Here is a 1,981-nt window from a genome sequence, read left to right as displayed (position 1 = left end):
GTGAGGCCGGACACGTCGAACCCCGCCTCCGCGAGGCTCCTCCCGGTCTCCCGGTTCGGCTGACACCCCCCGCCCACCCGGCTCCACACGGGGGCTATCCGGTCGGCCACGCGACCCAGCAGCCCCTCGGCCCGGACGTGTTCCAGCAGCCGCAGCTCGCCGTCCGGCGCCAGGACTCGCCGGGCCTCGGCGAGGGCCGCCGGGACATCGGGGACGGTGCACAGGACGAGTCCGAACACCACGGCGTCGGCCTCGCCGTCGGCGAGTGGGAGGGATTCCGCCACGGAGTCCACGACGTCGACGTGGACCCTCGCGTGTTCCGCGTACCGGTGCGCGTGCGCGCGCAGGTGGGGGTCCGGCTCGATCGCCACGACCCTGGTGACCTCCGGCGGATAGTGCTCGAAGGTCACCCCGCTGCCCGCGCCCACCTCCACCACGGTTCCCGACAGGCCCGAGACCAGACGTCGCCGAGATTTCGCGAGCCCGACGCGCTCGAGCACGGGGCTGGCCACCACCCACGCGCGGGCGAAGAGCGAGACATCGGTCCGTTCGCGGGAGGTATCCATGGGAAGATACGGTACCGGGTATCCAACGGACCCGGAACGCGAATCCACCGACAACAGTAATGGGGAGGGCCGGGGCGATGAAGGAGACGAGCGGACTGCCGAACTGGGGTTCAGTTCTGGCCGTGGTCGCCCACCCCGACGACGAGTCGTTCGGCCTCGGCGCCGTGCTGTCGACCTTCGCCGACGGCGGCGCGGGCGTGGACGTCCTCTGCCTGACCAGGGGCGAGGCCTCCACGCTCCACGGCGTCGAGGGCGACCTCTCACGGATCCGGGAACACGAACTACGCGCCGCGGCGGACGCCCTCGGGGCGAGGCGGGTCACGTTGCGCGACCTGCCCGACGGTGGCCTGGCAGACCTCGGGTCGTCCGTGCTCGACGACGAGGTCGAGCGTGCACTGGACAGGACCCGGCCCGAGGGCCTCGTCGTCTTCGACTCCACCGGGATCAGCGGTCACCCGGACCACGTGGCGGCCACCGCCGCGGCCACCAGGGTGGCCGACCGGCACGGGCTCCCCGTGGTGGCGTGGACCCTCCCGGAGGAGATCTGCGGGAGACTCGCGGCCGAGGGATACGCCGGATTCCTCGGGCGGACCGGCGACGAGATCGACCTGGTGCTGACCGTCGACCGCACGGCGCAACTGGCCGCCGTGGAGTGTCACCCCAGCCAGGCCGTGCCGGGCAGCGTCCTGTGGAGGAGACTGGAGCTGCAGGGCGACGACGAACACCTGCGGTGGCTCCGGCGCCCCTGAATCGAGTCGCCCCCGCCGCCCCGGCCACACCCGGGTGCAGCACCGCCGAGACGCGGCGCCACGCAGAATTCCATTGATCAGAAGCAGTATCCCCAGAAGCAGTACCACCCAGAAGCAGCATCGAGAAGCAGTACCGAAAGGACCGCCGCACGTGGACGCCTCCGACTGGAACGCCCGATACCTCGCCCAGCCCGACGTGTGGGGCACCACCCCCGCAGCACGCATCGTCGCGGAGGTGACGGGCGCCGAGGACGCCGGTCTGCCCGTGGACACCGCCGTGGACCTGGCGTGCGGCGACGGCAGGCACGCGCGATGGTTGGCCGCACACGGGTGGCAGGTCTCGGCGGTCGACTTCTCCGAGGTCGCGATCGACCAGGCCCGCGCCAGGGACTCCGACGACGGCCGCAGCGGCAGCGTCGACTGGGTGGTCGGCGACGCCACCACCTGGTCACCGGAGGAGTCCGTGGACCTCGTCGTCATCGGGTTCCTCCACCTCGAGATGGAGAGCCTCACCCGCGTCCTGCGCAACGCCGGCGGATGGCTGCGCCCCGGCGGGCACCTGGTGTACCTCGGGCACGCCGCCGAGAACCTGCGTCGCGGCGTCGGCGGGCCGCAGGACCCGACGGTGCTCCCCGGGATCGCGGACCTGGCCCTCGGCGCCCAGGG

At 72.5% G+C, this 1,981-nt stretch carries 3 protein-coding genes; 2 read left to right on the top strand and 1 reads right to left on the bottom strand.

The window, feature by feature from the left end; all coding sequences use genetic code 11:
- On the bottom strand, nucleotides 1–566 hold a 566-nt coding region (locus G6017_RS11660), incomplete at its 3' end, for a class I SAM-dependent methyltransferase (RefSeq protein WP_182617481.1).
- A 77-nt stretch (nucleotides 567–643) separates the two neighbouring features.
- Here G6017_RS11660 and G6017_RS11655 point away from each other — a divergent pair.
- Entirely contained in the window at nucleotides 644–1,315 is a 672-nt protein-coding gene (locus tag G6017_RS11655; RefSeq protein ID WP_182617480.1) for a PIG-L family deacetylase, read from the top strand.
- A gap of 151 nt (nucleotides 1,316–1,466) precedes the next feature.
- A partial coding sequence (locus G6017_RS11650; RefSeq protein WP_182617478.1) for a methyltransferase domain-containing protein occupies nucleotides 1,467–1,981 on the top strand: 515 nt, incomplete at its 3' end.

The sequence above is a fragment of the Dietzia sp. B44 genome, from assembly GCF_014145245.1.
GTDB lineage: Bacteria > Actinomycetota > Actinomycetes > Mycobacteriales > Mycobacteriaceae > Dietzia > Dietzia natronolimnaea.
The sequence above is the reverse complement of the archived record's forward strand: the minus strand, read 5'-3'. Positions and strand labels throughout refer to the sequence as shown.

Excerpts from the sequence above, each read along its gene's own strand:
- G6017_RS11655 (WP_182617480.1), top strand. The coding sequence starts at position 644 with ATGAAGGAGACGAGCGGACTGCCGAACTGGGGTTCAGTTCTGGCCGTG.